The organism is Longimicrobium sp., assembly GCF_036280135.1.
GTDB lineage: Bacteria > Gemmatimonadota > Gemmatimonadetes > Longimicrobiales > Longimicrobiaceae > Longimicrobium.
Window position 1 is genome coordinate 1 of record NZ_DASURI010000460.1, and the last position, 4,711, is coordinate 4,711.

General features: G+C 74.1%; 2 protein-coding genes. Both read right to left on the reverse strand.

Annotated elements, in window-relative coordinates:
• Positions 1–765: 765 nt before the first annotated feature.
• Positions 766–1,647, reverse strand: coding sequence for a hypothetical protein (locus VFZ20_RS14855; RefSeq protein ID WP_329684687.1), 882 nt, complete (start codon positions 1,645–1,647; stop codon positions 766–768).
• A gap of 7 nt (positions 1,648–1,654) precedes the next feature.
• On the reverse strand, positions 1,655–4,711 hold a 3,057-nt coding region (locus VFZ20_RS14860), incomplete at its 5' end, for a DEAD/DEAH box helicase (protein ID WP_329684688.1).

Sequence of the window (4,711 nt, forward strand, 5' to 3'; positions counted from 1 at the left end):
ATCGCCGATCCCGGGTGATCGAAAGCCCCTCCTCCGGCTCTCCGGAGGAGGGGCTTCGTCGTTTCGTGCGATGCGGATGACCCCTGCCCGCACTTCGCGAGATGCGTCATCCCGCGCTCCCCAGCCCCTCCACGATAACCGTCGTTCCACGCAACAGCGTCATCCTGAGGAGCCGTCGCGTGGTCGCTGCCCGGGCGCGATCCATGGCGGCGACCGAAGGATCTTGCGTCCTTTCCACGGACCCGGCGATCCGGCAGGAGGGTGCCCGTGCAGCCTTTTTCACGTGGAGGACAGTCCGAGGCAGGGACCCAAGATCCTTCGGTCGCGCCCCAGGTCCTGTGCCGCATCGGTTTCCTCGCGGGCGCTCCCTGAATAGGAAGAGGACTGGCGTGGCCTTGCGCATGTGGGGACCTCCCCGCGAGCGCCCCCTCCGGGCTCGCGGAGCTCGCCCACCTCCCCCAAAAAACCCTGGGGGAGGTTGGGCATAGGCGGCTTTCATCCTACAAGGTGCGCGCAGCGCCGGATGACTCAGGATGACGCTTTCGGCGGATGCAGGGGAACAGCGCGGCGGTCGGGGCCTGTAGCCGCCTCACCAGCCGGGGCCAAAGGCGCGGCGCTCGGCGGCGCGGCATCGGCACAGGCGCGGGACGGATCTACGGAAAGGATTGCACACGGGGCCTGCGGCCAACGGGGATAACGGTAACGGATTGAAAACCGTTTACTCCGTTGGCCGCAGGCCCGTGTGAGACTGCTGTTTCGGCCGCCTCACCAGCCGGGGCCAAAGGCGCGGCGCTCGGCGGCGCGGGTAAAGAGGCCGTAGGCACGCTCCAGCTCGTCGGACAGCTCCGCGCCGCCGGCCTCCGGTGGAAGCGCACCCAGCTGGCGCAGGACGGCATCCGGCACCTCCGCCGCGCGGGGGGAGAACGTCAGCGTCGCCAGCTCGGGATCCGCGCTCCAGAAGTCCGCCGCGGCGGGCGGCTCGGCCAGGGGCGCGGCCTCCGCCGGGGCATCGGCCTCCCCGTCATCCGCCTCCATCAGCGCCGCGTCGGGCTCGCGGGTGGCGCGCAGCTCGCGGAGGCGCGCCAGCAGGTCGTCGCGCGCGCGGCCCCGCCAGCGGAGGACGAGGAACGGATCGGCATCGAACGACTCGGCCAGGATGTAGTACGTGGCCGCCGTGTGCTTGCACGGGTTGGCCCAGTCCGGGCACGAGCACTCCGACCGCAGCTCCGCGGGCCGCGAGGGAAAGAGCGACAGGCCGGCGGCCTGGAACGCCTGCTCCACGTCGCGCGGCATCTCGCCCGCCAGAAGCGCGGCCAGGAACAGCGCCTGGTCCGCCAGCGCCGCCTCGGCCCGCGACCACTCGGCCTCCGTGAACGGCGCGAGGTCGATGCGCACGGCGTACGGCCGGATGGCGGATCCCTGCACCTTGGCCGTCACCGCGCCGCGCTCCACGCGCAGGTCCATCACCTGCCCGGAGCGCGCGTAGCTGCGGCCGCGCGTCAGCCGGTTGCCATCCGCCACGGCCTTGAGCGCCTCGATAAAGCGCTGGCTCCACCACGTCTCGCCGATCTCGCCACGGGTGCTGCGCGCCTTGATGCCGTCCTTGGCCTGCAGGCGCGGCCGCCCGAACTCCGAGAAGTCCGTCATCGCATCCTCATTCCGCCACCGCGTCCGCCGACAGCGCGACGATGCGCCGCAGCTCGTCCGTGGACATCTCCGTGAGCCACGCCTCGCCCGTCCCCAGGACGCTGCCGGCGAGCGCCTTCTTTTCCTCGATGACGGCGTCGATGCGCTCCTCCAGCGTGCCCGCGCAGACCAGCTTGCGCACCTGCACGTCGCGCCGCTGGCCGATGCGGAACGCGCGGTCCGTCGCCTGGTCCTCCACGGCCGGGTTCCACCAGCGGTCGAAGTGGATGACGTGGTTGGCCGCCGTGAGCGTCAATCCCGTACCGCCGGCCTTGAGGGAAAGCAGCAGCACGGACGGGCCGCCGGGCGACTGGAAGCGGGCCACGAGCGCGTCGCGGTCCGCCTTGCGCGTGCCGCCGTGCAGGAACGGGATCTCCCGCGCGAACCGCTCCTGCAGCCGCGCCTGCAGCAGGTGCCCCATCTCGGCGAACTGGGTAAAGACGAGGGCGCGGTCACCCACCTGCATCACCTCGTCCAGCACCTCCTCCAGCCGCTCCAGCTTGCCGGAGCGCCCCGCCAGCGCGGAGCCGTCGTTCAGCAGCTGCGCGGGGTGGTTGCACGCCTGCTTCAATCGAAGAAGCGTGGACAGCACGAGGCCACGGCGCTGGATGCCGTCGCTTTCCTCGATCCGCCGCATCATGTCTTCCACCGTGGCCTGGTAGAGCGACGCCTGCTCGCGGGTGAGGTTGCAAAAGACCTTCATCTCCTGCTTTTCGGGCAGGTCCTGGATGATGCCGCGGTCCGTCTTGAGGCGGCGCAGGATGAAGGGCCCGGCCAGCTGCTTGAGCTGCCCCGCGCGCTCCGCGTCGCGGTACCGCTCGATGGGCAGGGCGAACCGGCTGCGGAAGTCGCGCGCGGTGCCCAGCAGGCCGGGGTTCAGGAAGTCCAGGATGGACCACATCTCCGCCAGCCGATTCTCCACCGGCGTGCCTGTGAGCGCGATGCGGCGGGGAGCTTCAAAGGAGCGGATGGCCTGCGACTGCCGCGCGGCGGCGTTCTTTACGTTCTGCGCCTCGTCCAGCACCACGCGGCCCCACTCCACCCCGCCCAGCTCCTCGCGGTCGCGCGCGGCCAGGGCGTAGGTGGTGATGACCAGGTCGCTGCCCCGCACGGCCTTCCTGAGCCTGGCGCCGGTCAGCCGTTCGCCGCCGTGGTGCACGTGCACGCGCAGCGCGGGGGCGAACTTCGCCGCCTCGCGCTGCCAGTTGCCCACGAGCGACATGGGGCAGACGAGCAGCGTGGGCAGCGTCTTTCTGCCCTTCGGCGCGCGCGGCGGCCGGGCGAGCAGGAGGGCCAGCAGCTGCACGGTCTTGCCCAGGCCCATGTCGTCCGCCAGGCAGGCGCCCAGCCCCAGCCCGTCCATGAACGCCAGCCACGACAGCCCTCGCTGCTGGTACGGCCGCAGCGTGCCCGCGAAGCCCTCCGGCGGCTCCACGGGCTGCACGCGGGCTTCCGCGGCGGCGGCCAGCAGCTCGCCCAGCCAGCCCTCCGCCTCCACGCCCTCCACGTGCAGCGCGGCGTCCGCCTCCTCGCCGGCGCCGGCGGCCAGGCGCAGCAGCTCCGCCGCGGACATCTCGCCGCTGGCGCCCTGCTCGAACAGGCGCAGGGCGGCCGCGACCTCCTCCGGCCGCAGCTCCACCCACTGCCCGCGAAAGCGCACGAGCGGCACCTTGGCTCGGGCCAGGGCGCGGAACTCGTCCGCGGAAAGCGTCTGCCCGCCCAGCGACACCTGCCAGTCGTACGCGACCAGCGCGTCCAGCCCGAACCGCCCGTCTCCCTCGCCACGCGTGGTGGAGGAGGATGAGCGGGCGCGGAGCCTTACGCCCAGCCGCGCGGCCGGCGCGTTCCACCACGGCGGCACGCGGATGCCGAACCCGGCCTGCGCCAGCAGCGGCGCGCCCTCGCGCAGAAAGCGGTACGCGTGCTCCGCGTCCATGGCCATCCCCGTGGGCCGCGCGCCGCGCAGGGCGGGCTCCAGCCCGGGCACCAGGCGAAAGGCGCGGCCCAGGTCCTCCAGCAGGCGCTCCTGCGGCTGCTCCACCGTCCGGCGAAAGACCTTGAGGGCGCCGCGCGCGCGCCACACGTCGTCCGCGGGGACGAGCAGGCTGGGATCGTCCGCGGCCTGGAGCAGAAAGTCCAGCCGCCACGCGTCCGGCTGCGCCCCGCGCTCCACCTGCTCCGGCACGGCCTCCCCGTCCAGGGTGGACCGGTCGATGGGCGGCGTGAGCTGAAAGCACGTCCGCAGCCCCCGCGCCGCGGCGGAGGCCAGCGGCCGGCTCCACGTGCCCAGGGCCGCGTGCATCCGCTCCCCCCCGGGCCCGCCGTCCCGCGCGTGCGTGTCCGGCGCCACCAGGGCGTCGCGCCACTGCTCCGCCGCGGTGCGCGTGCGGCCCGCGCCCGGCGCCTGCGCGACGGCGGCCGCCATGCTCGACAGCCCCTGCCGCGCGCACGCGTCCGTCAGCGCGTCCAGCGCGCGGCCCACCACGTCGTCGCCCGTGGGCGCGGGCGTGTGCGCGGCGCAGGCGCGGGGGAGCGCGCGGCGCAGGAGGGCCAGCCGCTCGCCGTCCGCCTCGGCCGCCACGAGCGGAGCCCAGCGCGCCGTCCAGCGTCCGCCGGGCGCGGGCTCCATCACGGGCAGCACGCGCCCGCCGGCGACGAGCTCCAGCGCCAGCTTGGCCACCTCGCCCAGCGCCCGCACGCTCTCGCCGATCACGACGCCGTCCGCGGCGGCGGGGAGGGAGAGCAGCAGGTCCAGCGCGGCGGACGGCGTGAGCGAAAGCACCTCCGCGTTCCACGGCGCCACGTCCACTGCGCCGCCGTCCGCCGCCGGCGCGTGCGCCAGGTGCGGGGACGGCAGGGGCAGGCGGCCGCGCGTGGGCAGGTGCAGCGTCACGTCCCCCGCGCCCGCTTTCGCGACGGGGAGAATGCCCTGCAGCGCCTCGCGCAGGTCAGCGGACGGCGCGGCGAACGGGTGCGGCCGCGGCCCGCGCGGCGCCCGTCCGCGGGCCGGCGTGAGCGACGCGAG

Coding starts and splice junctions, on each gene's coding strand:
- VFZ20_RS14855 (WP_329684687.1), bottom strand. CDS start 1,647: ATGACGGACTTCTCGGAGTTCGGGCGGCCGCGCCTGCAGGCCAAGGAC.